The organism is Catenuloplanes indicus (assembly GCF_030813715.1).
Taxonomy (GTDB): domain Bacteria; phylum Actinomycetota; class Actinomycetes; order Mycobacteriales; family Micromonosporaceae; genus Catenuloplanes; species Catenuloplanes indicus.
In genome coordinates this window covers 2049639-2073033 of sequence record NZ_JAUSUZ010000001.1, presented here as the reverse complement: position 1 = coordinate 2073033, position 23395 = coordinate 2049639, and the positions used below count along the sequence as shown (strand labels likewise).

At 71.8% G+C, this 23395-nt stretch carries 25 protein-coding genes; 11 read left to right on the top strand and 14 right to left on the bottom strand.

The window, feature by feature from the left end; genetic code table 11:
- The first annotated feature begins 78 nt into the window (after positions 1-78).
- Together J2S42_RS09460 and J2S42_RS09455 are read left to right on the top strand one after the other, a co-directional pair.
- The gene (locus tag J2S42_RS09460; RefSeq protein ID WP_307237645.1) at positions 79-531 is read left to right on the top strand and encodes a hypothetical protein; all 453 of its coding nucleotides are present in this window, start codon (positions 79-81) and stop codon (positions 529-531) included.
- 20 nt (positions 532-551) lie between these two features.
- Positions 552-749, top strand: a complete 198-nt coding sequence (locus J2S42_RS09455) for a hypothetical protein (protein ID WP_307237643.1) — start codon at positions 552-554, stop codon at positions 747-749.
- 69 nt (positions 750-818) lie between these two features.
- Here J2S42_RS09455 and J2S42_RS09450 read toward each other — a convergent pair whose 3' ends face one another.
- Positions 819-1871: a medium chain dehydrogenase/reductase family protein gene (locus J2S42_RS09450; RefSeq protein WP_307237641.1), complete on the bottom strand. Its 1053-nt coding sequence runs from the start codon at positions 1869-1871 to the stop codon at positions 819-821.
- 64 nt (positions 1872-1935) lie between these two features.
- Here J2S42_RS09450 and J2S42_RS09445 point away from each other — a divergent pair, with 64 nt between their 5' ends.
- The 6 genes from J2S42_RS09445 to J2S42_RS09420 all read left to right on the top strand — a co-directional run bounded on the left by J2S42_RS09445 (position 1936) and on the right by J2S42_RS09420 (position 6149).
- On the top strand, positions 1936-2568 hold the full coding sequence (locus J2S42_RS09445; protein ID WP_307237639.1) for a TetR/AcrR family transcriptional regulator: 633 nt from the start codon (positions 1936-1938) through the stop codon (positions 2566-2568).
- Between the two features lie 1688 nt (positions 2569-4256).
- Entirely contained in the window at positions 4257-4730 is a 474-nt protein-coding gene (locus tag J2S42_RS09440; protein WP_307237637.1) for a hypothetical protein, read from the top strand.
- 29 nt (positions 4731-4759) lie between these two features.
- The gene (locus J2S42_RS09435; RefSeq protein ID WP_307237635.1) at positions 4760-5065 is read left to right on the top strand and encodes a PadR family transcriptional regulator; all 306 of its coding nucleotides are present in this window, start codon (positions 4760-4762) and stop codon (positions 5063-5065) included.
- Positions 5062-5343, top strand: a complete 282-nt coding sequence (locus J2S42_RS09430) for a hypothetical protein (RefSeq protein ID WP_307237633.1) — start codon at positions 5062-5064, stop codon at positions 5341-5343. The genes J2S42_RS09435 and J2S42_RS09430 overlap by 4 nt, the downstream gene beginning before the upstream one ends.
- Positions 5344-5432: 89 nt before the next feature.
- On the top strand, positions 5433-5597 hold the full coding sequence (locus J2S42_RS09425; RefSeq protein WP_307237631.1) for a hypothetical protein: 165 nt from the start codon (positions 5433-5435) through the stop codon (positions 5595-5597).
- A gap of 108 nt (positions 5598-5705) precedes the next feature.
- Positions 5706-6149 (top strand): hypothetical protein, encoded by a 444-nt coding sequence (locus J2S42_RS09420; RefSeq protein ID WP_307248670.1) that lies wholly within the window; start codon positions 5706-5708, stop codon positions 6147-6149.
- Between the two features lie 4 nt (positions 6150-6153).
- On the opposite strand, the gene J2S42_RS09415 is transcribed toward J2S42_RS09420, so the two are convergent.
- A complete protein-coding gene (locus tag J2S42_RS09415) occupies positions 6154-6873 on the bottom strand; it encodes a hypothetical protein (protein ID WP_307237629.1) in 720 nt (239 codons plus the stop codon).
- 137 nt (positions 6874-7010) lie between these two features.
- On the opposite strand from J2S42_RS09415, the gene J2S42_RS09410 reads away from it, so the two are divergent.
- Positions 7011-7550 (top strand): hypothetical protein, encoded by a 540-nt coding sequence (locus tag J2S42_RS09410; protein WP_307237628.1) that lies wholly within the window; start codon positions 7011-7013, stop codon positions 7548-7550.
- Between the two features lie 303 nt (positions 7551-7853).
- Here J2S42_RS09410 and J2S42_RS09405 read toward each other — a convergent pair whose 3' ends face one another.
- On the bottom strand, positions 7854-8204 hold the full coding sequence (locus J2S42_RS09405) for an HAD family hydrolase (protein WP_307237626.1): 351 nt from the start codon (positions 8202-8204) through the stop codon (positions 7854-7856).
- Positions 8205-8222: 18 nt separating this feature from the next.
- Positions 8223-8828 carry a TetR/AcrR family transcriptional regulator gene (locus J2S42_RS09400; protein WP_307237624.1) on the bottom strand — a complete coding sequence of 202 codons (606 nt, stop codon included), beginning with the start codon at positions 8826-8828 and terminating at the stop codon, positions 8223-8225.
- A 55-nt stretch (positions 8829-8883) separates the two neighbouring features.
- Between J2S42_RS09400 and J2S42_RS09395 the strand changes: the two genes are divergently transcribed.
- Positions 8884-9366 carry an ester cyclase gene (locus tag J2S42_RS09395; protein WP_307237622.1) on the top strand — a complete coding sequence of 161 codons (483 nt, stop codon included), beginning with the start codon at positions 8884-8886 and terminating at the stop codon, positions 9364-9366.
- 47 nt (positions 9367-9413) lie between these two features.
- Here the strand turns inward: J2S42_RS09395 and J2S42_RS09390 are convergent, their stop codons facing one another.
- The 3 genes from J2S42_RS09390 to J2S42_RS09380 form a co-directional block, all read right to left on the bottom strand.
- Positions 9414-10112 carry a hypothetical protein gene (locus tag J2S42_RS09390; RefSeq protein WP_307237620.1) on the bottom strand — a complete coding sequence of 233 codons (699 nt, stop codon included), beginning with the start codon at positions 10110-10112 and terminating at the stop codon, positions 9414-9416.
- 83 nt (positions 10113-10195) lie between these two features.
- Positions 10196-11782 carry a xylulokinase gene (locus tag J2S42_RS09385; RefSeq protein WP_307237618.1) on the bottom strand — a complete coding sequence of 529 codons (1587 nt, stop codon included), beginning with the start codon at positions 11780-11782 and terminating at the stop codon, positions 10196-10198.
- Positions 11783-13978: an aminotransferase class III-fold pyridoxal phosphate-dependent enzyme gene (locus J2S42_RS09380; RefSeq protein WP_307237616.1), complete on the bottom strand. Its 2196-nt coding sequence runs from the start codon at positions 13976-13978 to the stop codon at positions 11783-11785. It lies immediately after the preceding gene.
- Positions 13979-14118: 140 nt separating this feature from the next.
- Here J2S42_RS09380 and J2S42_RS09375 point away from each other — a divergent pair, with 140 nt between their 5' ends.
- Positions 14119-15261 carry a PucR family transcriptional regulator gene (locus tag J2S42_RS09375; protein WP_307237614.1) on the top strand — a complete coding sequence of 381 codons (1143 nt, stop codon included), beginning with the start codon at positions 14119-14121 and terminating at the stop codon, positions 15259-15261.
- 6 nt (positions 15262-15267) lie between these two features.
- Here J2S42_RS09375 and J2S42_RS09370 read toward each other — a convergent pair whose 3' ends face one another.
- From J2S42_RS09370 to J2S42_RS09340, 7 genes are all read right to left on the bottom strand, one after another.
- A complete protein-coding gene (locus J2S42_RS09370) occupies positions 15268-16236 on the bottom strand; it encodes an AraC family transcriptional regulator (RefSeq protein WP_307237611.1) in 969 nt (322 codons plus the stop codon).
- A gap of 369 nt (positions 16237-16605) precedes the next feature.
- On the bottom strand, positions 16606-17808 hold the full coding sequence (locus J2S42_RS09365; protein ID WP_307237608.1) for a M48 family metallopeptidase: 1203 nt from the start codon (positions 17806-17808) through the stop codon (positions 16606-16608).
- A gap of 111 nt (positions 17809-17919) precedes the next feature.
- Positions 17920-18756 carry an SGNH/GDSL hydrolase family protein gene (locus tag J2S42_RS09360; RefSeq protein ID WP_307237606.1) on the bottom strand — a complete coding sequence of 279 codons (837 nt, stop codon included), beginning with the start codon at positions 18754-18756 and terminating at the stop codon, positions 17920-17922.
- A 119-nt stretch (positions 18757-18875) separates the two neighbouring features.
- On the bottom strand, positions 18876-19700 hold the full coding sequence (locus J2S42_RS09355) for a carbohydrate ABC transporter permease (RefSeq protein ID WP_307237603.1): 825 nt from the start codon (positions 19698-19700) through the stop codon (positions 18876-18878).
- Positions 19700-20608, bottom strand: a complete 909-nt coding sequence (locus tag J2S42_RS09350; RefSeq protein ID WP_307237601.1) for a carbohydrate ABC transporter permease — start codon at positions 20606-20608, stop codon at positions 19700-19702. The genes J2S42_RS09355 and J2S42_RS09350 overlap by 1 nt, the downstream gene beginning before the upstream one ends.
- Positions 20608-21960 carry an ABC transporter substrate-binding protein gene (locus J2S42_RS09345; RefSeq protein ID WP_307237599.1) on the bottom strand — a complete coding sequence of 451 codons (1353 nt, stop codon included), beginning with the start codon at positions 21958-21960 and terminating at the stop codon, positions 20608-20610. Before J2S42_RS09345 ends, J2S42_RS09350 begins: the two co-directional genes overlap by 1 nt.
- Before the next feature lie 282 nt (positions 21961-22242).
- Complete coding sequence (locus tag J2S42_RS09340) at positions 22243-23235, bottom strand: LacI family DNA-binding transcriptional regulator (protein ID WP_307237596.1); 993 nt, start codon at positions 23233-23235, stop codon at positions 22243-22245.
- Between the last annotated feature and the right edge of the window lie 160 nt (positions 23236-23395).

Sequence of the window (23395 nt, the reverse complement as noted above, 5' to 3'; positions counted from 1 at the left end):
ATGGCGATGGTGGTCGAACGACCATCACCGCGTACTCCCCATGGTCAATACGCTCGCAGCAGAGCCGAAAGGGGCGTCATGTCGTACCCGCAGTACGGGCCGGAGGGTCAGCCGTATCCCGCGCCGGCCGGTCCCGCCTATTCCACGCCGCCACCGGCACGCCAGCAGTTGCCGGTCACCACGCTGGTGCTCGGCGTGGTCTGCCTGCTGCTGCTCGTGCTCGCCGGGATCGGGCTCGGCCTGTATGTCAACGAGCGCCGCCGGCACAACGCGACCGAGGCGCTGCTGCGCGACCGGGACACCACGATCACCGAGACCGAGAGCCGCGCCGACGACCTCGACGCGCGGCTGAACAACACCGAGGACCAGCTCTCCGAGATCACCGGTGAACGCGACGCGCTGCTGCCGTGCATGCGGCGCGCGCAGGAGATCTTCGACGCGCTGCGCCGGGATGACGACGACGATCTCGGTACCGCGCTGGAGATGGGCATCACCGCCTGTGCCGAGGCCGAGGAGGCCGTCGACTCGTGACCGGACCGGGAGGCCCTGTGATGAGCATCGATCCGCTGCCCTGCGTGCCGGACGGTGACCCGGACAGCGCGGTCGCGCTCGTCCGGGCCGGCGGCGCGGCCGGCCGGGTGGTTCTGCACCTGTCCACGGACCTGCGCGACCGGCTCACCGCCGGGGCGGCCGACGGCCTGGCCGCCCGCCTTCAGCAGGCTCCGCCCGGCCGGGACCGGACGCGCTGACGGCGCTGACGCTCGCGGGCAGTCCCGCCCGGCCGCGCCGGTGCGGGGTGCGGCCGGCCGGTGCACGGCTCAGGCCGCGTCCGGGACCAGCACGACCTTGCCGGCCACCGTGCGCGACTCCGCGAGCGCGAGCGCGGCCGGTGCCTCGGAGAGCGGGAAACGCGCCGCGATCTGCGGGGTGAGCACGCCGTCGGCGAGCAGGCGCAGCACCGCGGTGAGGTCCTCGCGCATCCGGGCCCGGTACGCGGAGATGTTCCGGTGCCCGGCCCACAGGTTGTAGAAGTGTGCGCCGCGGCCGTTCGGGGCGTAGTTCCACAGCGCGAGCCGGCCGAACAGCTTCAGCACCGGCAGCTGCGAGTTGCCCGCCTCGTCCTTGGTGGCCGCGGTACCGTACGAGACCAGCGTCCCGCCGTGCCGCAGCAGCTGCCAGGAGCGCTCCAGACCGGGGCCGCCGACGTGGTCGAACACCGCGTCCACGCCGTCCGGTGCGGCCTCGCGGATCCGGTCGTACATCGCCGGGTCGCGGTAGTCGACCGGCGTGACGCCGAGCGCACGGAGCATGTCGTGGTGGCGCGGCGACGCGGTGCCGATCACGGTGATGCCGGCGTGCCGGGCCAGCTGCACCAGCGTGGTGCCGACACCGCCGTTGGCGCCCAGGACCACGATCGTGCCGCCGCGCCGGACCTTGGCCGTACGGTGCAGCATCTGCCAGGCGGTGAGGCCGTTGACCACCACGGTCTCGGCCGCGGCCGGATCCACCCCGTCCGGGATGCCGACCAGGTCTCCGGCGTGCAGCTCCAGGTGGCTGGCCCAGGAGCCGATCTTGGTGATCGCGGCGAACCGGTGGCCGATCATCGCGGGGTCCACGCCGGCGCCGACCGCGATCACGGTGCCGACCACGTCGTAGCCGGGGACGAACGGGAACGCGGGCTGGTCGTAGTACTTGCCGCGGCGCATCTGCTGCTCGGCGAAGCTGACGCCGGTCGCGTCCATCCGCAGCAGCGCGTGCCCGGCGGCCGGTTCCGGCATCGGCCGGGTGCGGACCTGCAGCCCGTCCGGCTCGACCGGGCCGGGCATGACGATCTCGGTGACGGTGTGCGTGGCGTTCATGAGTGCCTCCATGCCGATATGCTTACACACGTAAGCTAACGCATGCAAGGTAACGGCCGTAAGTTAGGCTGGGCACATGACCGACACCGAGGCCCCCGCCCGCTCCCGTAACCGCCGCGGCCAGGGCGGACTGCTGCGCGACGAGATCGTCAAAGCGGCCGTGGACCTGCTCGACGAGACCGGCGACGAACGCGCGCTCACGCTCCGCTCGATCGCCCGCCGCGCCGGCATCGCGGCACCGTCGATCTATCCGCACTTTCCGGACCAGCCGGCCATCATGCTGGCCGTGGTCCGCAGCGCGTTCGCCGAGCTGGACGCGGCACTGCGCGCGGCAGCGCCGGCCGCCGGAGACCCGCGCGGCCGCCTGCGCGCGATCTGCGCCGCCTATCTGCACTTCGCGCGCACCCACCCGCAGCGCTACCGCACGATGTTCGGCGGCCTCTGGGTCCCGGCGCTCGGCGAGTCCTCGGTCACCGAGAAGGACCTGGCCACGCTCGGCGCGGACAGCCTGGCCCTGATCGCCGGTGCGCTCGCCGACTGCGCCGCCGCCGGTCTCTCCACCGGCACCGATCCCGCGGCCGACGCGATCGCGCTCTGGCTCGGCCTGCACGGCCTCGCCCACCAGCGCGCCGTCACCGCCGCCTTCCCCTGGCCCGCCGACATCGAGGACCGCCTCATCGCGGCCCTCGCCCACCTGCGCGAGCACTGACCACCCCGCTTCGCGGGAGCACGGTCCTTTCCCGCTTCCGGCGTGGTTGCGCCGGGCGTGCTCCCGCGGGCGCCGGTCCAATGCCGCTCAGCTTGTTTTGATCTTGATGCGGACCTGGTGAGCCGCGAGTCCCTCGCCGGCGCAGATGCCGTCTCGTGCGGTGCGGCGGGCGGGGAGCGGACGCGGTGGGGTGCTTTGTGAACCCCAGGTCAGGACCGTGATCAACTTAAGCTGAGTGGCATGGGGTACCGGTCGTCGCTGGCGCTCCTGCCTGCCGGTCCCGCCTCGACACCGGCAGTGCACACCCGCACCGCCCGCGATCCACGTGCTTCGCACGCGACCGGTCCCGGGCCGACGCCGGCGGTGCAGGCCGTGCGCTTCGCTCGCCGCCGCAGGCGGGTCACATGCCCGGGATCATCTTCCATCCGTGTGGATCGAAGACCGAGGTGTGGGGGTGGCCGCTTCGCGGCGTGCCGACGCTGCTCACCCGGCACACGCTGGATCGAGGCAGCCGGCAGCGGCGTGCAGATCTCGCACCGCACCACCGAGCCGGTGGCCGCCGCACCCCATGCCCGAAATATCGCGATATCGGGGGGTGAGGCGTCCGGCGGTTCTCCGCCGCCCCGGCGCGAAGGCGACGCCGCCAGCGCTGAGTGATCAATCAGTGGTGCGAAAAGGAGATCAAATATCGAAGTTGATCGCCATTTTGTACCACTGATTGATCACTCAGCCGGGCGGGTGGGATTCCCGCGGACACGGACGCTCGGCGGCGGCGCGAGATATGGCGATATTTCGGACGCGGGCTTCGCACGCGCTCCGAGGCAGCCACTGCGCCGCGCCGCGCAGCGCGGCCCGACGCTGCGCTTCGCGCGTTCGTGTGGTGCCCGGCGCTCCCGCGCCGGACCGGGTCGCGCCTCCGGGCCGGGCCGTACCTCCGTGCCGAATCGGCACTCCGGCCGGATCGGGTATCCGGGCCGCGCCTCCGGGCCGGGCTGCGCCTCCGGGCCGGGCTGCGCCTCCGGGCCGGGCTGCGCCTCCGGGCCGGGCTGCGCCTCCGGGCCGGGCTGCGCCTCCGGGCCGGGCTGCGCCTCCGGGCCGGGCTGCGCCTCCGGGCCGGGCTGCGCCTCCGGGCCGGGCCGCGCCTCCGGGCCGGGCCGCGCCTCCGGGCCGGGTCGGGTCTCCGCGCGGGCCGAGTCTCCGCGCGGGCCGAGTCTCCGGAGCGGGGCGTGCTGTGCGCCGTAGGGGGTGGGGCCTTGCGCGGTTGCGAGGCATTTCGGCTGGTTGTCAGGAAGTGAGCGGATGCAAGGCAAATGTGGGTGTTTGGGTAGGGCGGGTGGTCAGGTAAGCAGCGCAAAGCGATGACGGTGGAGGGCTTGCGCCCACAGGCTGGCAGGGAGGAGTGCCGGCGCCGCATGCCACCCGGCCTATTTTGATCTTGAAGCGGACCCGGTTGGGCCGCGAGTCCCTGGCCGGTGCAGATGCCGTCCCGTGCGGTACCGCGGGCAGGGAGCAGACGCGGTGGGGTGCTTCGTGAAACCCAGGTCAGATTCCGTGATCAACTTAAGCCAGGTGGCATGGGGCGCCGGTCGTCGCCGACGCTCCTCCCTGCCGGTTGCATCGTGGGTTCGGGCGCCGCCCCCACCACGCGAGGTGTCCATGGTTCGATGCCCGCGGAGGAGGTGTTGCACATGACCGGTGATCCTACGATGACGCGGATCGGCGAGGCCGTGGCTCTGCATCACGGCCAGGGGCGGCGGGACGAGGCCCGGGAGATGTTCGCGCGGGTCTGGGCGGACATCGGTGGTGAGCGGGCCGATCCGCTGCACGTCTGCGTGCTGGCGCACTCGATGGCCGACGTGCAGGACGACGTACGGCAGGAACTGCTCTGGGACGAGCGCGCGCTGGCCGCGGTCGCGGAGCTGACCGACGACCGGCTGGCGCGGGCCGGCGTGCCGCTGACCGTCGCCGGGCTGTATCCGTCGCTGCACCTCAACCTCGCCGACTGCCACCGCCGGCTCGGCGAACTCGGCGCCGCCCGCGCGCACCTCGACCAGGCCCGGGCCCGGATCGGCGCGCTCGGCGACGATGACTACGGCGACCTGATCCGGGACGGCCTGGCCCGGCTGACCGCACAACTGGACCCTATGCAGAACAAAGACTAGCTATATAGAGTTCTGCCACGGCTCTGCGGATGACCACGCCACGGCTGCTCGCCGTGCAGGCGTTCCTCGACGACCCGGCCCGGGAGCGGTACGGCCTGGAGCTCGCCCAGCGCGCCGGCCTCGAACCCGGCACGATCTACCCGATCCTGGTCGCGTTCGAGAACGCGGGCTGGCTGACCAGCCGCGACGACGACATCGACCCGCACGTCGAGGGCCGCCCCCGACGCCGCTACTACCGGCTGACCGCGGACGGCGTCGCCGAGGCCGCGCAGTGGTCCCGGGCCGCGCGGCGCCGCCGCGGCACCCGGCAGGTGCGGGAGGGATTCGCGTGGTGAGCGACGCCCGCGCGGCCCTGCGCGCCGCCGACCGGCGCTGGCTCTGGGCACTCGGCCTGCTGCTGCCCGCCGGGTTCCGCGACCGCCAGCGCGGCGAGTGGGCCGCCGACCTGCTGACACTGTCCGCGGACCGGGCCGTCCGCCGCGACTACCTGCTGGCCGCGGCCCGCACTGCCCGCCGCCGCGCTCGCGGTCCTGACCGCGCTCGCCGTCGCCGTCGTGGTCGTCATGCACACCGCGTTCGGCCACGAGCTGCACGTGTCTGGTACCTCGACTGACCACCACCGCGGCCGTCCATCGACGAGAACGGCCGCATGGTGTGCGTTACCGGGGGTACGCGGACGGGGAGCGAGATCAGGAGGATGCCATGACCACGGTTCCGGATCCGAACGGAATGCCCGACATCGAACGCCCCATCGACCTCACCGACACGCCCGAACGCGACCGTTCCGACCCGTCCGAGGACGACCCGGGCGGCGGCACGAGCGAGCCCAGTGGCCGCCCGGCCCCGGACGTCACGCCGATGAGCTGACCACGTCTCTCCACGCGCTGGACCCTCGACCAGGTCGAGGGTCCACGCTCGTCCCCAGGTGCCGTGACGACACGTGATGCAGGAGGACGGGCAGTGACCGACGTGGTGATGGACGAGATCCGGCGGGCTCAGGAGATGAGCGTGGCGGGTGACCGGGCCGGTGCCCGTACCGTGCTGGAAGGTCTGTGGGACTCCGCCGGCGACCCGCTGCACCGGTGCAGCGTCGCGCACTACCTCGCCGATCTCCAGGACACGGTGGCCGACGAGCTGCGCTGGGACGAGCGGGCGCTGGCCGCGTTCCCCGATCTCACCGACGAGCGGACCCGTGCCTACGACGACACCTGGCGGGCGCGGGCGTTCCTGCCGACGCTGCACCTCAACCTGGCCGACGTGCACCGGCGGGCCGGGCACCCCGACCTGGCCCGCCACCACCTGGCCGAGACCACCGCGGCCCTGGACGCGCTCCCCGGCGACGATTACGGCGCCATGATCCGTGACGCGCTCGTCCGCGTCCGCGACGCCCTCGCCGCCGGCTCCACCGCGCCGCTCTGACCGGTCACTCCATGGCCAGCAGCAGGAACTCGTACTCGTTGTAGTCGATGACGTAGTTTTGATTCATGTCGATGAAGACGGTCAGGTAGACGTCGCCGTCGTGCGGCAGGTACGCGACATCGATCTTGTCCAGCGTCTCCGAATGGCGCGCGATCCGGTTGCCGGCCTTGTAGTTGTGGCGGTCGTTGCCCAGCTCGAGCGTGCCGCTCCCGAACTCGTACTCGGCCATCCCGGTGCCGGACCGGAAGAACGGCACGTCCTCCCGATCCGCGCCGTCGTGGACGGAGAAGATGGACGAGTCCCGCCAGGCGCAGATGTGCAGGCCGGGGCGTGAGTACTGCCTCGGGAAGAGCATCTCGAACGGCTGCCGTGCCAGCCCGACCCGGATGACCGGAACATCGTTGCGGTGCGCGGGTGCGCCGGGCACGAGTTCGCGTTGCTCGGTCAGCGCGCGTGCGGCGCCGGCCTGGTGGAACTCCAGGCCCAGCACCGGCGTGCGGGGCAGCGTTCCGAGCGCGCCGGCGCGGGTGCCCTGCCCGCTCGTGGCGGCGGAGCCGTCACCGGCCGGCCGTGGCACCAGCCAGGCGAGCGTCGCCACCACCGCGCTCGCGACCGCGGCCAGGGTGGCGACGGCGGTGAAGATGCCGGCCAGCGAGTTCCACCAGCCGAGACTTCGCCATCCCGGTCGTGCTCGTGTGCGCCGGCCGCCGTTCGCCGCTGTCATCGCATCACCCGCTGGAAATCGTCGGGACGTACTTGCGCAGGTCAATGAGTTCCGCGTCATCGTACGTCCGCCGGTCCAGCCGCGGCGGGGCTCGTGCCGTACCCTGTGGATCTTGTCGATCGGTGTGGGGGCGAGCGGTGGCGCGACAGCATGAGGTGACCGTGCGGATACCCGGGGCCGGGTCGGTCGCGGAGGCGATCGAGTGGATCCGGGAGCACGACAGTCCGTACGGGGTGCTGGAGCTCGACGTCACCGACGACGGGCAGGTGACCGGGCGCCGCGGCCCGGCCGGCCACCTCCTCACGCCGGCCCGCGTCACCGGCCGGGTCATCGACGACGGCGCCGGGCCGGTGCTCGTCGCCACGGTCCACAAGGTCTCCACCGGGCTGATCTGGCCGTGGCTGATGGGCGTCCCGGCCGTGCTGCTGCTGGTCTGCTCGACCGCGAGCGTGGTGTTCGACGGCGTGCACCCGGGCCCGCTGCTGATCGGCGTGCCCGGCGGCCTGCTCCTCGGGTTCATGGCCTGGTTCCTCGTGCGCCAGCAGGAGAGCCACTTCCGCTCCGACGTCGGCACCGTCACCGAGGCACTGCACGACTTCTTCACCGACAACGACTACGTCTTCACCGACAACGACCACGTCTTCACCGACAACGACCACGCGCCGGACGAGGACTGAAGCGGTCAGGGCGCACCCTCCAGCCATGCGTGCAGGGCCGGTAGCACGGCGCGCAGATCGTTCCCGTCGACGGACTCGTGGGCGGCCGCGCGCGGCCGCGGTGGCGTTGACGGCGACGGCCAGGCCGACCTCGGCGAACAGCGGCAGGTCGGAGCGGCTGTCGCCGATGGCGGCGCAGTGCTTCGGGTCCGCGCCGAGGTCGGCTGCCGCGGCGAGCGCGAAGTCGCGCTTGCCGATCTCGTCGAAGTAGGCGGCGACGCGGCCGGTGTAGCGGCCGTCCTTCACCTCCAGGCGGGGTCCGCACTAGCGGTCGAAGCCGAAGCGGTCGCAGAGGTAGGCGCCCACGGCGTCCCAGGCGATCGTGGCCAGGGGCGGCGCCAGCCGGTGGCGGCGGCACCAGCCGACGGTCTCGGCGATGCCGTCCAGCAGCGGCAGCGATGCGAGGAACCCGCAAACCTCGGTGGGGGTCCGGGACGCCCAGCCGCGGCCGTCAAGGTCGCAGACCTGCTCGTTGGTCAGGGTGCCCGCGGCGTAGCCGGCCTCGGCCTCGCGGACGGCCGCCGCGTGCCCGAGGAAATCGGCCAGGTGCTGCCCGCTGCTGGTGTGAGGGACCAGCGTGCCGTCGACGTCGAAGAACACCGCTCCGCGGATCACCGGCACAGGTTAGCGGCGTCAGTCGCTGTCCTTCGTGCGCGGGCCGTGCAGCGTGCGGAGTGCGTCGAGTGCGACCGCGGTGAGGGTGGCGCGGCCGACGCCGGCGCGGCCGAGCAGTTCCATTCCCCGGGTGACGGCGACGAAGTAGACCGCGAGCGACTGCACGTTCGCGTCCGCCGGCAGTTCCCCGTTCTCCCGCGCGTGTTCGAGGCACTGTGCGTAGACTCCGGCGAGCTCGTCGATGCCGGCTTTCGTGGCCGTCGACAGTGGATCCTCCTCGCCGGTCGATTCGACCAGTGCGCGCGTGGCGAGTGAGACCCGCCGGTCACTGCTGCTGAAGTCGATGGCCATCGAGAGCATGTGGCCGCGAATGCGTTCCAGTGGTGACGCGTCGTCGTGTCCGAGCGCTTCGGTGACCGCGCGCGTCGCCTCTTCCCGGTCCTCGGAGAGCGCGCGGAGGAACAGTTCCCGCTTTCCGCCGAACGCGTTGTAGAGGCTCTGTTTCCCCAGCCCGGTCGCCCGTACCAGGTCGTCCAGCGTCGCGGCGGCGAGGCCGTGCACCGCGAACACCTCGCTGGCGTTGCTGACGACATCACGCTCGACGAACTTGCGGGGGCGGGCCATGTGAGCAACCTTACGTTATTGACCATTCGGTCAAAAACTTGCTAGCGTCGTTCGGGTGGGCATCGACGAGGGAGCGGACATGAGAACCAACGAAGAGGTCGTGCGCGAGGCTTACCGGCTGGCGGAAGGTGCCGTTCTCGACGGCAACGGGTTCCGCGACCTGTTCACCGAGGACGGGACGTTCAACGACATGCCGAATGCGCTGACCTTCCGCGGCGACCAGATCCCGCAGGCGCTGACCGGGTTCGCCGGCGTCTTCCCCGACGTGCACCGTGAGCTTCTCGAGGTGCATGCGCTCGGCGACGTCGTGGCCGTCGAACTACGCATTCAGGGAACGCATCTCGGCGCGTTCCCGACCCCGGCCGGTGAGATCCCGCCGACCGGAAACCGTATCGACGTACCGACTGCGGACCTGTGGTATCTCCGCGACGGGAAAATCGAACGATTCGACTGCTACAACGCGGCGAACGTGCTGCTCGCGCAGATCGGGGCGACCCCCGACTTCCGGTCGGCGATCGCGGCCGCCACCGCGGCGTAGCCGGGCCGCCCGGGCGCACCCGCCCGGGCGGCGACGCGCAGCCGCGGTCAGCGGCTCGGCGGGAACTCGCGGTCGCCGGAGACCTGGGTGAACGCGCCGTTGCTGAAGCCGTACGAACGCCACTGCCAGTTGATCAGGTCGGGGTCGCCGCCGCAGCAGACGTACCGGTCGCCGACCCGGACCGCGACCGCGTTGCCGTCCGCGCGGATGCCGTCCATGTTGACGATGCTGCCGTCCGGCTCGTCCATCAGCTTCGCCATGACCACGGTGCCGACCGTCTCGATCGGGCCGGTGCCGTCCCGGTCGAACGCGATCACCTGGTACTCACCGGCCTGGCCGATGTAGCAGACGAGCATCGCCACGGTCTCCTCGGAGCCGTCCGCGTCGATGTCGACGTACGCGACGTCCTCGATGTCCACGGTCATCGTGTCCTTGGTCGGCGCCTGGCCGTCGGTGAACGTGTACTCCCCGGCCGGGCAGAAGTCGGCCGCGGTGTTCGTCCAGGCCGGCAGCGTCAGCGTCGATTCCTTCAGCGTCGCCTCGTCGATCCGCTCACCCGAGGCGGACGCCCCCGTCGACGGCACCGGCGTGCCCGGCCCCGCGCCGGCCACGCCGCCGCCGTTCGCGCACGCGGACAGCGGGAGCGCCACCAGCAGCGCCCCCAGCACGCCGGTGACGGCCCGCCGACGCAACGAGCCCTTGGTCGAGGACGTGCCGGATATGTCTGCGTATCGCCGAATGGTCATGCCCGGAATTCTCACCGGCCGCCACCCGCGCGCCGCGCGTCACCGCCGACGCTGGCATGAATTGGGGGGTATCACCCGGACGGTTACCGGCCGTTGAGTCTCTTGTAGAGCGGTGCGAGCCGCCGGTACGCGTACGCGTACGTGTCGAAGATCTGGTCGTAGGCCGCCCGCTGCGGCCCCGGGGTGAACACCTCGTCGTTGCGGGCCAGCCCCGGGATGTCGGCGAACGACAGCTGCCCGGTGCCGACCGCGCCGATCCAGCCGGCCCCGCGCGCGTTCACCGCGACCGGTGCGGCGTCCCGGCGGACCTCGATGTCGAGGACGTCGGCGAAGATCTGGCACCAGGAACGGGAGCGGGCCGCGCCGCCGGTGATGACGATGGTGGACAGCGGTGCGCCGAGGAACCTGCCGACCGGCCCGGCCATCCAGCGGGTGTTCAGCGCGACGCCCTCGAAGACCGCGCGGAGCAGGTCGGAGCGGCAGGTGTGCAGCGAGATGTTGAGGAAGCCGGCGCGCAGGTGCGGGTTGTCCACCGGGACGCGTTCGCCGTACAGCCAGGGCATGTAGAGCACGCCGTCGGCGCCGGGCGGCACGGTGGGGATGATCGTGTCGAACGCGTCGAAGATCCGGTTCTCGTCGCGGCTGACGTGACCCGCGGCGACCAGCGGGTCGTCGTACTCGACGATCTTGTCGCGCAGCCAGGTGAGGTTCGCCCCGGCGGTGGCCTGCAGCGCGGTCATCAGGTAGCGGCCGGGGACCGCGCACGGGACCGCGGCGATGCCGGTGAGCGCGTCGGTCTTCTTCGCCGGTACGTGCGCGGCGATCCAGGACGACGTGCCGAGGTAGAGGTGGGCGTCGCCGTCGCGGACCGTGCCGGCGCCGATCGCGGCCGCGGTGTTGTCGATCGCACCCGCGACGACCCGTACGGACGTGGGGAGCCCGAGGTGGTCTGCGGCCTGGGGGGAGAGGTCGCCGACCACCTCGGTGCAGGCGACGATCGGCGGGAACTTGTCCCGGTCGATGCCGCTGGCGGAGACGAGCGCGGGGGAGTAGCGGATCGCGGCCGGGTCGCGGTTGTCGGTGACCCAGGAGGTGAGGATCGAGTCGACGGTCGCCACGATCCGGCCGGTCAGCTTGAGGTTGATCCAGTCGAGCACGTTCAGGAACGCGGCCGTCCTCGCGTAGATCTCCGGCATGGTGTCCCGGACGAGCAGCATGTGCGCGGCCGGGTCCTTGCCGGTCGGGGACGGCATGCCGCCGGTCAGCCGCAGCCAGCGGGCGATCTTCAACACCGACATCCCGTCGTACGAGGGGAAGCCGCCGAACTGCCGGCGCAGGTGCTCGGCGCCGCGCATGTCCAGCCAGCTGATGCACCGGGTCAGCGGCTCGCCGGACGCGTCGACCGCGATAGTGCCCTCGCCCTGGGTCGACGAGCAGATGGTGGTGACCGCGCGCAGGTGCTCCGGGAACGCCCGGCCGAGGTCCGCGACGACCTCGCCGAGCGCATCCCACCAGGCGTGCGGGTCCTGTTCGGCGCCGCCGCCGGGCAGCACGTGCAGCGGCACCGGCCGGTCGGCCCAGCCGGTGATCGTGCCGTCCGCCGCGACCAGCGCGGCCTTCATCCCGGAGGTGCCGAGATCGATGGCGAGGACCTGCGGCGGTACGGCCATCTACACCCCCTCGACCTGCGCGAAGACCTGGTCGAAGCGGGCGAGCGCGTCGTCGATGACGTCGTCGGTGTCGGCCAGCGACGTGTACATCCGGGAGCCGGCGAGCGTGATGATGCCGTGTGCGGCGTAGGCGGCGCCCATCTGCTCCATCAGGCGCTTGCGGGCCTTGTTCTCCTTGAGCAGCTTGACCGGGTTGCGCATGTCGAGCAGCATCACGCCGCTGCACTCCAGGTGCACGATCGAGCCCTGGTTGTAGGCGACGTACGGCAGGCCGTACGTGTCGATGAGCTTGCGCAGCCCGTGGGTGAGCCGGTCACCGGCTCGCCCGGCGATCACCGGAGCGTCGGTGCGGGCCATCTCCTCGATCGCGAAGTAGCCGGCCGCGCAGGACAGCGGGTTCGCCGAGAGCGTGCCGCCGACCTGGATGTGCGCGCCGCTCTTGCCGTCCAGACCGGAGCCGAACACGGCCATCACGTCGGCCCGGCCGCCGACACCACCGGCCATCGGGTAGCCGCCGGAGACCGCCTTGCCGAACACGGTCAGGTCGGGGGTGACGCCGAAGTAGCCGGCGGCGCCGCCGAGGCCGGTCCGGAAGCCGGTCACCACCTCGTCGAAGATCAGCAGGGCACCGAACTCGTCGCAGAGCTTGCGTACCGCGGCGTTGTAGTCCTTGGGCACCGGGCGGGTGCCGGACTCCGGCCCGAACGGCTCGACCACGACCGCGGCGGTGCCGCCGCGTACCCGGTTCTCGATCAGCTTGCGCCGGAGCACGCCGAGATCATGCGGGAAGGCCTCGCGGGTACGGCCGGTGGCGCCGAACGGGATGCCCTTGGCGTTCATCCGGTACGTGCCGGGCACGCGCAGGCCGAGGACCATGGTGTCGGACCAGCCGTGGTAGGCGCCACCGACCTTGATCACCATCTTCTTGCCGGTGTGCGCGCGTGCGGCGCGCACCGCGGCCATCACGGCCTCGGTGCCGGAGCCGAGCGAGCGGTACATCTCGATGTGCGGCATGTACCGGTGGATGATCTCGGCGAGCTTCAGCTCGTACTCGTGGAACAGGCCGGTGACCGGCCCGGACTCCTTGATCACCTCGGCCACGCGCTCGTTGACCGGCGCGTAGTTGCTGCCCAGGATGGTCGGGCCACCGGCCTGCAGGAAGTCGATGTAGACGTTGCCGTCCCGGTCGGTCAGGTGTGCGCCGTGCGCGGCCTCGATCGCCAGCGGGAACGGGTAGTTGAACGCCAGGTTGTGCTGCACGCCGCCGGGGATGCGCCGCTTGGCCCGTTCGGTGATCTCCTTGCTGGCCGTGCACTTGGTCTCGAAGTAGTTGAGCACGTCCAGCATGGCGTCGTGGCGCAGCCCGCGGACCGGCTGCGCCACCAGTGCCTTCAGCCGGCGCATGGTGTCGTCGACGTCGAGATACTCACTGATCATGTAGCCGGCTCTGTCGTGCTTCGCCGGTGTCTGCGCGACGCTGGGCGGTTCCTCGTCGTCGGCGATCCGCACCGGCTCGACGGCCTCGGTGATCTGCGCGGCGATCCGTTTCTCGTCCTTGCGCAGCTTGCCGAACGCGATCTCCCGGATCGGCGCCGGGATCGTGTAGACCTTGCCGGCCTCGCTGGCCAGTGCCATGAGGTACGCGATCGACACCTTCTCCAGCAGCGCCATGTTGAACACCGCACGGCTCGGGTCGGTGCCGAGCGCGACCACGCCGTGGTTGGCGATGATGAACGCGTTGTCGCCGCCGGCCACCTTCTTCTGCACGTTCTTGGCGAGGAAGCCGGTGCCGGACGGCGCGTAGTCGATGATCGCGACCTTCCTGCCGAGGAAGCGCACCTGCTCGTCGGTCAGCGCCGGGATCTCCTTGCGCAGGAACGCCAGCGCGGACGCGTACGGCTGATGGGTGTGCACGATCGCGTTGACGTCCGGCCGCTCGCGGTAGACGTTGGCGTGCATGCCGCACTCGATCGACGGGACCAGGCCGCCGGCGCCGCCCGGGTCCGGCACGTGCTTGCCGGCGAAGTCGACGATGCAGACGTCCTCGACGCGCATCCGGTCGTAGTCGTAGTTGCTGGGCGTGACCGCGTAGAGGTCGTGGCCCGGCACGCGCACCGAGACGTTGCCCTCGGTGGCCTTCAGGTAGCCCCGGTCGAGCATGGTCCGGCACATGTCGACCACGTGCTGGCGTGACATCCGGTGTTTCACAGTCGCGGGTCCTTGCCTGTCGGCGGGCGTGTCCAACCCCATGGTCGCGCCGGTACGCAGGGCAGTGCACCGTCCCGATGACAGCAACATATCCGCCGTGCTTTATCACCGGGTGACAAAATGCCGGGGTGGACGCCACTCCCTGGCATCGCCTGCCCGCCGATCTGGCCGCCGCGATGCGCCCCCGGCTGCCCTCGGCCGCGCGCACGATCACGGACGCGGTCGCGGCCACCACACCGGCGTTCGCGGACGGCACGTACCTGGACCGGGACGTGCGGGCCCCGGTGCAGGTCGCGCTGGAACGGTTCGCGGACCTGGCCGGCACGGACGAGCCCGCACTCCCGCCGCGGATCCGCGAGGTGTTCGTGGCGCTCGGCGCGGCCGAGGCGCGCGAGAACCGCGGCCCGGAGCTGTTGCTCGGCGCGCTGCGCACCGCGTCCCGGCTGATGCTGCGCCTGGCCTCGGAAGCGCTCGCCGGACTCCGGCCGGTCACCGTCGACGAGCTGATCGACCTCACCGACGCGGTCAGCGCCTACGTCGACGAGCTGGCCGCGGCCTGCACCGACGGCCTGACCCGCCAGCTGCGCGAACAGGCCGGTGAGGGGGAGCGCCGCCGACGCCAGGTCGCCGACCTGCTGCTGCGTGGCGGCGGGCAGACCACCACGGTACGGGACGCGGCCGCCGCGATCGGCTGGCCGGCGCTGGACACGCTGGTGCCGGTGCTGTTCCCACTGGAGCACGCGCGGGACGTGCGCTTCCGGTTCGGCGGGGACGGCCTGGTCGCCGAGCGCGCGGCCGACGCGGTGCTGTTGATCCGGACCGGCCCGCGCGCCGAGCGGGCGGTCCTGACCGAGGCGCTGACCGGCCGGGACGCCGTGGTCGGCCCGGCCGCCGCCTGGGCCGTGCTGCCGGAGGCGGTCGCGCTGACCGAGCGGGCCGCCGCGCTGGCCGGCACCGGCCCGGCCCCGGTGTTCGCCGACGACCACCTGACCGCGCTGGTGCTGCGCGGCGTGCCGGGCGCGCTGTCCACGCTGCGCGCCCGCCGGCTGGCACCGCTGGACGGGCTCACCCAGGCCCGTCGCGCCCAGCTGCTGCGCACGCTGGAGAGCTGGCTGCGGCACTGGGGCTCGCGCACGGCCGTGGCCGCGGAGCTGTTCGTGCACCCGCAGACGGTCAGCTACCGTCTCGGCCGGCTGCGCGACGCGTTCGGCGACGACCTGGACGACCCGGTGATCCGCTTCGAGCTGCAGCTGGTACTGGCCGCCGGCTGAGCCCGTCTACGGGCCGGCGCCGTGCAGCGTGTCCGAGGGCTGGCAGCCGTACCGGGCGCGGTAGCTGGCGGCGAACCGTCCCATGTGCACGAAACCCCACCGGCTGGCGACCTCGGTGACCCGGGTGGCGGCCGGGTCGGAGACGCGCAGCTCCAGGTGGGCACGGGTGAGCCGGACGTCGCGCAGGTACGCGGTCGGCGTCGCGCCGCAGTGCCGCCGGAACCCCAGCTGCAGCGTGCGGGTGCTGACCCGGGCCCGGCGGGCCAGCTCGCCGAGCGTCCACGGCAGCTCCGGCGCGTCGTGGATCGCGTCCAGCGCCCGCTGGATCGACGCCGAGGTGGCGGGCCGGCTGAACGGGTCGTGCAGCAGGCCGGCGAACTGGTGGTCCACGGACAGCAGCAGCGCGCGTACCGCGGCCTCGGCGATCTGCGGGCCGAGCAGCGGATGGCCGGCGAGCCCGTCCGGGCCGCGGGACTGGGTGGCGAGCAGCCGGACCAGGCCGGTCCAGGTGTGGCCGGGGCCGTCGGCCACGTTCATCGCCGGGCCGAGCAGAATCTGCTCCTCGACCGGGCGGCCGATCATCCGGCCGAGCGTGCGCTCCATCGTGTCCCGGTCGACCTTGACCGCGAGCAGCCGGGTGCCGGCCGGCCAGCGGTCGACCAGCGTGTAGCCCCGCGGCCGGTAGACCGCGGCCTCCTGCGGGGTGGCGGTCCGCCGCCCGGCGTGCGGCTGTTCCCAGGTCATGCTGCCGTTCAGCGGCAGGTTCACGTGGTACGAGCCGAGCTCGGGCGTGCGGGTGCGCACGTCCACGCCGAAGCGCATCAGCCCGATCGTCATGGCGTTGTTGATGAGCAGGTCGAACACCGCGCCGACCGGTGCCGACGTGCCGAGCACGTCGAGCCGTGAGCCGTAGTAGCCGTCGACGACCGCGCCACGCGCCTGGTCGAGGTCGTCGGTGCGCAGTGACAGGTGCACGTCGCTCCCCGTGACCGAACTGGATGGACTGAGTGAGGGTAACCCGCACCTCCACACCGCACAGTCCGCCCGAAGGAGTGAGTGTGAATCACCGTTCACCGTTCGGGCGACAACACCGGGCTCGCGACATCCGGCCGTCATGGTCGGTCGTTGGAGCGAGCCGGCCGAGTCGTCCCGGTCACCTCGGTTCCGGGTCGCGACCAGGAACTGCACGACGACGACAGCCGACGTGCCGCATCCTGCGCGCCGGCCCGTGGCGGAAAGACCACCCACACCGCGGGCCTGTCCCGCCGCCGGCGCAGGCCCGCGCGACCGGCGTCGTCATCACCCGGTGGAACGGCCAGGACGCCGCCGCGGCGTCCTGGCCGTTCAGCCGCCGATCGCGATCTCGCGCCGGGCGGAGGCGTACCGTTTGTCCAGTTCGGCGTCGATCGCGATGTCGTCGGCGTCCGTGAGCAGCACCGCGGGCGCCGCCGGTGGAAGCTGGGCGATCCGGCGTGCTCGCAGCCCGGACGGCGGATGGCTGGCGAACATCGACACCTCCTCGCGGATCGAGCGCTGCCGCACGACCGGGTCCGCGGTCCGCAGCGCCGCCACGGAGGCCCGTGCCGCCGCCGGGGACAGCCCGGCGCGGGCGTCCCGCCGCACGTACATGTCCAGCGTCTCGGACCGGGCCAGCAGGTCGAAGAAGGAGACCGCGGCCTCGGTGCCGGCGGCGCGGACCGCGAGGTCGTCCGCGAGGTACTCGGCGTGCCGGCTGTCCCGCATGCTCAGCCAGACCAGCAGCACGTACGCCGCGACCGTGCCCGAGTGGGCGACGCGCAGCACCGCCCGTGCGAGCAGGTCCGCGGCCATCATGAGCAGCGAGCCGCCGCTCGGCGCCGCGGGGCGGAACATCAACGACAGTTCGCCGAGGGTACGGGTGGCGACGCCGGTCAGCGGCCCGCGCCGGACGTCGCCGTTGACGAAGTGGCCGAGTTCGTGCCCGAGCAGCGCGACCCGTTCCTGCGGCGTGAGCACCGCCCACAGCGGCAGGCCGATGGTCAGCACCTTCGTGCGCCGCAACCCGACCGCGGACGCGGAGGCGTTCAGCCGGCTGTCCACCAGGACGACGTCCGGCATCGGCACGCCGGTGGCGTCGGCGACGCGGCGCAGCAGCGCGAACAGCGCCGGCGCGTTCTGCGGTGCGAGGCGGTCGGCGTCCGGGTCGAGCCGGCCCAGGCGCGGCCGCAACACGTACCCGAGGAGCAGCAACAGCACGCCTATCACCGTGGCGAAGCTGAGCCAGGTCGTGTAGACGATCCAGGCGCCGAGCCCGGCGATTCCCGCGATCACGGCCAGGAGCAGCACGGACGCGGCCAGCAGCAGCCACCGCGCGCGCCCGCCGGCCCGGGACGGGTCCATGGTCAGCCGGTAGGCGAGCCGGTGCGCACGCCGGTCCAGCACCCGCCACCCGAGCTGCGGCACCCGCCGCTCGTCGTACGCGTCGAGGTTCCACTCACAGGCGGGGCACCACGGCGGTCCGCCACCGGGCGCGACGAGGCCGGCGGCGCACTGCGGACACGTTTCCACAGCGGCACATCATGCCGGTAGGAACAACCCGGCCGTCAGCAGGGTCGCAGGGAACAGATCATCTCGGTGGTCCGGGTGCCGAGGCGTCGTTCGTCGCCGCCGGCCGTACGGTCAGCAGCGGCCGAGACGGCGGAGGATCTGGCGCAGGATGAGCTGGTGGCCGGTGGGGGTCGGGTGAACGCCGTCGGCCTCCAGGAATCCGGGCGGGGCGTGGCACCGGGTGGCCTCGTGCAGGTCGATGGCGTGTGGTGCGATCGTGCGGATCACGCCGGCGATCTCGGCCACGGCTTCGGCGGTCCAGCCCACGGGTGCGGTGGCGAAATGGGCGTCGATGCGGTCCTGGTCGACCGCGGGCGGTGTGATCACGGTGATCGCGGCGCCGAGCTGGTGGGTGATGAGGTCGATCAGGGACGCCAGGTTGCGTGCGGTCTCCGTGACGGTCGCCATCCGGTACGCGTGGGCACGGCCGTGGAGGCGGGCGTCGTTCGTGCCGATCATCAGCAGCACGTGGCTGGGCCGGGCCGCCTCCAGTGTGTCGAAACGTTCGAGGACGTCGGCCGTGGTGTCCCCGCTGACCCCGAGGTTGACCAGGGTGGCCGCGGCCGGGTCCACCGAGGCGGCCAGCAACTCGAACCAGCCCAGACGGTCGGCGGTGATCGAGTCGCCGATCGCGACGACGCGGTCGCCCGGCCGGAACGGCAGACCGGTGACGGCGCTGCGGTAGTGGTCGTCGGCGAGCATGCGCGCGGCGGTGGCCCGGTTCTCGTCGCACATGTCGTGGATCATCGACCGGACGGTGCCCGGATCGGTGGCCAGCATTCCGGCGAGCAACCCGAGATGGCCGTCCTCGTCTATCGGGAACCGCTGGAGCATCGGCCACTTCGCGGTCCGGGTGTAGCGCAGGAAGTGGCGCCGTTCGTCGTCGGTGTAGGACTGCGCCGGATTCATGCCGGCCGCCGATCGGTGATCCTGGACCGCGCCGGCACGTCCTCGGCGGTGGTTCGCGGGATCGCGGTGCGCCCGCCGCGCCGGCCGACGCCGGCGATCAGGAGTGGTGATTGCATGTCTCAGCCCTTGATCGAACCCTGGAGCAGCGCCGCCACGAACCGGCGCTGGAAGATCAGGAACACGGTGAGCGTCGGCACCAGGATCAGCAGGGCGCCGGCACACAGCAGCGGGATGTCGGTGCCCCACTGCCCCTGGAAGGCGCCGAGGGCGCCGGCCATGGTGCGTTTCGCGGGCTCGTCGACGAGCACGATGGCCAGCAGGAACTGGTTCCAGGTCCAGAGGAACAGCAGGATCGCCAGGGACGAGAGCGCGGGCATGGCCAGCGGCACGTGGATCCGGCGGAACAGTTGCCAGGTGCTCGCGCCGTCGACCCGGGCCGCCTCGGAGAGGTCGCTGGGCATGGTCACGAAGTGCGCCCGCATCCAGAGCACGGAGAAGGGCATGAACAGGCCGATGAGCGGCAGGATGATCGCCCATCGGGTGTTGAGCAGCCCCATGTCGCGGACCTGGTAGTAGAGCGGGGTGATGATCCCCTCGAACGGCAGGGTCAGGCCGAGCACGAAGAGCAGGAAGCCGGCGCGGTGACCGGGCATGCGGAGGTGACCGAAGGCGAAGCCCGCCATGGTGCCGAACAGCAGTGAGGCGGGCACCACGCCGACCACGATGAGCACGCTGGAGTACAGCAGGGTGCCCATGTCGGCAGCCTGGAAGGCGTCGAGGAAGTTGCCCCACTGCGGATCGTCCGGCCAGGACAGCCCGGACGGGTAGGTGCCGGACGGGTGCAGCGCGGTGACGAACAGACTGCCGAACGGCAGGATGGTGATCGCCATCAGCAGGACGAGCAGGATCCGCCCGGTGAGGTTCTCCCGCAGCATGGTGGTCATCACGAACCGTCCCGGGTGAGGCGCTGGATGGGCAGGACGCAGGCCAGGACGAGGACGACGAGGGTGACGGCCAGGGCCGACGCCATGCCGACCTCGCGCTCGGAGAAGGCCAGGTAGTAGATCTCCAGGCCGGGCACCATGGTGGCGTTGCCGGGACCGCCCTGGGTGGCGATGTAGACGATGTCGAAACTGGCCAGCGCCGCGATCACGGTCACCGTGACGCAGACCCCGATCTCCTGCCGGAGGCTGGGCAGGGTGATCGACAAAAATTCCCGGACCGGGCCGGCGCCGTCGAGCCGGGCGGCCTCGTACAGTGCAGGGTCGATCTTGCTCATCCCGGCCAGGAGCAGCAGGGTGCAGAGGCCGACCAGCACCCAGGCGCCGATCACGCCGACGGCGGGCAGCGCGGTGTCGAAGTCGCCGAGCCAGGCGCGGGTGAGGTCGCCGAGCCCGACGGCGGACAGCAGCTCGTTGGCCGTGCCGGTGGTGGACAGCAGCCAGCTCCACATGATGCCGGCGGCCACCAGGGGTATGACCTGGGGCAGGAACAGCACGGTCCGGGCGATCACGGCCAGCCGGCTGGCCGCGATGTCGCGGATGGTGGCGGCCACGAACAGGCCGAGCAGCACCGGGATGCCGCTGAAGAAGACGATCAGTTCGAAGGCGTGGACGATCGAGGAGAACAGGTCCTCGTCGGTGAGCAGCCTCCGGTAGTTGTCCAGGCCCACCCAGGTCGAGGCGCCGATGCCGTTCCAGTCGTACAGCGAGTACTGAACGGTCAGCAGCAGCGGCCGGATGACGAACGTCGCGTACATGATGATGGCCGGCGCGGCGAACAGCCAGCCGAGCCAGATCGCCCGGGGGCGGCGCGCACGCCCTGCGCGCCGCCCCTCGACCTGTGCCGACATCAGTTCTTGACCTGGTCTTCGTAGTCCTTCTGCACCTCGTCGAGCAGGGCTTCCGGGTTCTGCTGGCCGGCCACCAGCTTCTGCAGCTGCGGGGTCCAGCTCTTGGCGTAGATGGCGCCCGTGGCGTTGGCGATGAAGTCCATCGCGCCGTTGTCCTGGCCGATGACCGCGCCGGCGGCGAGGGTGGCCGCGGTGACGCTGCCCTCCTGGACGGCCGGCATGTAGGCGTCGGCCGGGCCCATCGGGTGCGAGCCGCCGACCGTGACCGCGATGTCGCGGGCCTTCTGGTCGGTGGCGACCCAGTTCAGGAAGAAGGCGGCGCAGTCGGCGTTCTTGGCCTTGCTGCCGATGCCGTAGGTCAGCGGTGCGGACATCGCGGCCCGCTTGCCGCCCGCCTGCGCCGGGGGCATCAGGAAGAAGCCGACGTTGCCGGCCATCTGCTTGTCGAGGTTGCCGGACTCCCAGTCGCCGTTGAAGATGAACAGGTTCTTGCCCTCGATGAAGCGGCTCATCATCGTGGCGTAGTCCTGGGAGTTGACGTCCGGGGCGAAGAAGCCCGACGTGATCCACCGCTGCAGGTGCTGGGTGGCCTGCAGGTTCGTCGGGGTGTCGATGGTGGCGCCGGACCGCTGGAAGATCCAGTTGTTGATGGCGCCCGCGTCACCGTACGCCGCCATCAGGTTCTGCAGCGGGAAGGCCAGACCGCCGGTGGCGCCGCCGTTGAACTGGTTGATCGGGGTGATGCCGGCGTCCTTGGCCTTCTGGAGGGCGGTGTCGAAGTCGGCGAGGGTGGCCGGTGGCTCGGTCATGCCGATCTGTGCGGCGAGCTTCTTGTTGTAGAAGACGCCGGTCATGCTGAAGTTGAGGCCCATCGCGTAGAGCGGCCCGTCGCCGCGCTCGCCGTCGGCGCCGACCCGCATCTGTTGCAGCTGGGAGCCGGGCCAGCCGGTCCAGCCGAGCGTCTGGGCGTAGCCGTCGAGATTCTTCAGCAGGCCGTCCTTGACCAGCTCGGAGACCTGCGGCAGGCGCATCAGGTCCGGCGGGTCGTCGGCCAGCACGCGCGGCGCGTTCTGGGTGATCACCGCGAACTGGTCCTCACGGATGTCCCAGGTGACGTTGGGGTACTGCTTGGTGAACTCGTCGGCCAGGCTCTTCGGCAGCGGGAAGCCGGTCTCGAAGTACGCCTTGAGCGTGACCGGGGCGGTGCCGCAGGTCGCGGTGGCGGGTGCGGCGCTGGTGCCCGGTTCGGGGCTGCCGGTGTCGCCGCCGGGCGGGCTGCACGCGGTGGTGGCGACAAGGGCGGCCAGGATTATCGCGGTCAACAGTGAGCGGCTGGTGGTTCCGTGAGCCATGTGAGGCCTCCAGGAGCGCGGAAACGTCCGGTGATGAGGAGATCACCATCGGCCGTGCGATGACGTGGTTATCGGTACGTCGCCCCGGCCGGCGTGCGGCTGCCGCCGGGGGCCGGGCGGCGCTGGGATCAGGGGGTGGGGCCCGCTACGCCGGACGGGCGGCCCGTCCCGCGTTCGCGTAACAAGCACGAAACCGCATCGAGACAGGCGTGTCAAGCGTTTCTATAAAAGCACTTTTATTGTCGGCGCGACGCCGGAGGACGCCGACGACCAGGGCGTCTCTCAGGTCGTGGAGCGCTGCACCAGCCGCACGTCGAGCACGGTGGTGGACCGGGGCCGGGTGCCGTCGACGTGACCCAGCAACACCGACAGCGCGATGCTGCCCGACTCCTCGAACGGCTGCCGGACGGTCGTCAGATCGGCCGCCGTCGCCGTCTCGCCGTCGTCGAATCCCATCACGGCCACGTCCGCCGGAACCCGCAGCCCTCGATCGCGGGCGGCCAGCAGGACGCCGACGGCGAGCGTGTCGTGATGCGCCATGATCGCCGTCGGCCGGTCCGCCGCATCGAGCAGCGCCGCAGCGGCGCGTCGAGCCGCGTCGACGGAGTTGTCGCTGGTCGCGACGATCACCTCGCCGCCGCCCGCCTCGATCACCCGGCGGAAGCCGGACAGCCGCCGGATCGCCTGTGACTCGTAGTCGGACACCTGCCGCTCCAGCAGGTACCCGACCCGGCGATGCCCGCGCTCGCGCAGGTGGGCGGCGGCCAGCCCGCCCCCGTCGGTATCGTCGATCACGACGCGGCTGAACAGCGAACTGTCCGCGTCGACGGCCACCGTCGGCAGGCCCCGCTCGCGGAGCCGGTCCGCGATGGCGTCCTCGATGCGCAGGCCCATCACGATCAGGCCGTCGAGCCGGCCGTGCAGCGGCATGCTGGCCAGTACCGGCGACGATGCCAGGGCGGCCGACACGTGGTCGAAGACCACGGCATCGATCTCCAGTTCGCGCGCTGCCGTCAGCACCCCGGACAGGCGGCGCAGGTACGACCCGTACGAGGTGAACGGCGCCATCACGCCGATCCGGCCGGCCGCCCGCCGGGCCAGGCTGACCGCCTGCGCCTTGGGGACGAACCCCAGCTCGTCGGCGGCCGCCAGCACCCGGGCGCGGGTGGCCGGGCTGACCCGGTCGGGCTTGTTCAGTACGTTGGAGACCGTGGAGATGCTCACCTGAGCGCGGTCGGCGACCTGGTAGATGGTGACCCGCTGATCCGCCGCCACGTCCGCCCCATTCCGGTGTGCCGCCCGGATTCCCTCCGAAGCGCTTTTGCGAAAGCACTGTACCGAGTCGGACCCGCAGCCCGGCCCGACAGTGCTCGCGGTGGCGGCCGCGCCTCGCCCGGCGGGGTGACGGCCCGCGAGAGCCCGGCGCCGTCCGGTG